We start from the raw sequence: 1,518 nt of genomic DNA, 5'->3' as shown, positions 1-1,518 counted from the left end.
GGGCTCCGCCTTGCGCGGCGCATTCTCGAGGCCCCCGCCTGGGACCGGGTGCGGGGCGCCGAGATCCGGCCCGGGCCGAAGGTACAAAGCGACGCAGACCTGAAAGCCTACATCCGCGCGTCGTCGCAGACCTGTTTTCACCCGGTCGGAACCTGCGCCATGGGAAAGGACGAGCGCGACGTCGTCGATGCGCAATTGCGCGTGCGCGGGGTCGAGGGACTGCGCGTGGTCGACGCCTCGATCATCCCGCGCATGATCGGCGGGAACACCAATGCCCCGGTCATCATGATCGCAGAGAAGGCCGCGGACATGATTCGTGGGCGGTCGCCATTGCCGGCCGCTCAGGGCGTGTGACCGTCTGATCCCCCGGGTTCGGCCTGGCCGAGACCTGCGTGGGCGCCAGGGCGTCGTCGCGCATCGGGTAAAAGGCCGGCCATGCAGGCCTACGACCGCAAGCCACTGACGCGTCCCGGCGGGAACAAGAAGGTGCTGCTGCAGGTGCCAGGCGCTCCGTCGATATGGAAGCTGACAATCGTTCCGATGAGAGCAGGAGCCCGCCAGCCTGAATACCGCAATGTCGGTGGTTCGATCCCGCCCCTAGCGCCATTTAAATCAATGATCTGGTGCTCGGGGCATGGTGAAAGTCCGTCTCGGCGCCGCGCTCGCGGCGAGCATTCGGTGAAATCGCAGCGGTCATTGCCCGAGATGAACCGACGTGCAAATTCGCCTCTTGCGCTCTTCGAAGCCGGGCAGATGCATCAGAATGTGACACGACCAGCTGAGGCTTTGCCAAGTTCACTGTCCGTCGCGAATGTTGATCCAGCGTGGACCAGCTGGACAACGACTTGGTCCACAAGCCTTGCCCCAAACGGAAAGTCCGGCGCGTAGTCCTCGATACCGGCCGCGAAAACGTCGCGGTGATTTCGCGGCATTACGTGCTTCGCAGGGAGAACTGACGTGTCTTTATGCCGGTCGTGTCAGCGCCCAGACATGAGCGGCGCCGCCGCCGAGCGCGTAGAGCGCGAGGAAATAATAGACGATGCAGAGATTATAGGTCAGTCCGTTGCCGGTGTAGATGCGGCGGGCGCGCTCGGCGGCGAACACGGTCATGGCCGTAAGCTCGGAATAAAACCTCGTGGCAAGCGGCGGCGTCAGCGCGGCGCCCACCGCCTGTGCATAGGAATAGACGGTTCTGGAGGCCCCGCCGAGCGGCAGCGTCCGCCGTGCGAACCATAACAGCGCGAACAGGATCGCGGCGATCGCGACAGCAAAAGCCATCACAGGTAACGGATTCCAGGTGGCGTAGATCAGTTCGAGCGACATACCTTGCCAGCGCAGCGTCGATGCGAATTGCGGATCGATCGCCGCCGAGATCGATTCGATCAGGAGCTTCGGGAAAAACGACATCACGAGAATGCCGGCGACCAGCAAATACTGAGGCAGCAGCACGAAGAACGGTGCATCTGCGAATTCGCGCGCAACAGGCTTGCGTGCGCCGAGAAAGATCGCCCGGATAAA

General features: G+C 63.0%; 1 protein-coding gene and 1 pseudogene. One reads left to right on the top strand and one right to left on the bottom strand.

Annotated elements, in window-relative coordinates:
- Nucleotides 1-354, top strand: a 354-nt coding sequence (locus tag VN004_RS09140) for a GMC oxidoreductase (protein WP_325609171.1), incomplete at its 5' end; no start/stop codon positions are given.
- 609 nt (nucleotides 355-963) lie between these two features.
- On the opposite strand, the pseudogene VN004_RS09135 reads toward VN004_RS09140, so the two are convergent.
- Nucleotides 964-1,518 (bottom strand): annotated as a pseudogene (locus VN004_RS09135) (proton-conducting membrane transporter); the annotation flags it as partial.

This window comes from Pseudorhodoplanes sp. (assembly GCF_035565855.1).
Lineage (GTDB): Bacteria > Pseudomonadota > Alphaproteobacteria > Rhizobiales > Xanthobacteraceae > Pseudorhodoplanes.
Note: the sequence above shows the minus strand (reverse complement) of the source record. Positions and strands in the feature narration are given on the sequence as shown.